Below are 255 nucleotides of genomic sequence, written 5' to 3'. Positions count from 1 at the left end.
AGAAGCGTCAAAGTATTTCCGTATCGGAGAAAACAAGTTAAGACGCTTGGCAGAGGAAAACAAGGACGCTGGCTGGCTCATTATGAATGGCAACCGCATACAGATTAAACGCCGACAGTTTGAAAAGATCATTGATAAATTGGACGCAATCTAATGCAAATGAGCCTTGTATGTGTTATGATGAACACAAGTCATATCAAGGCTCTTTCCAACAAGGAAAGGAGCAGACACCATGAAAGAAAAAAGACGGGATAG

Annotated in this window: 1 protein-coding gene; it reads left to right on the top strand. The window is 41.6% G+C overall.

Annotated elements, in window-relative coordinates; genetic code table 11:
• Positions 1-154 (top strand): excisionase (locus tag NE665_RS24540; protein WP_256302786.1); only part of this gene is annotated, 154 nt, incomplete at its 5' end.
• Positions 155-255 lie beyond the last annotated feature (101 nt).

Origin of the sequence: Clostridium sp. DFI.1.208 (assembly GCF_024463855.1) — a bacterium.
Classification (GTDB): Bacteria; Bacillota_I; Bacilli_A; order Erysipelotrichales; family Erysipelotrichaceae; genus Clostridium_AQ.
The sequence above is the reverse complement of the archived record's forward strand: the minus strand, read 5'-3'. Positions and strand labels throughout refer to the sequence as shown.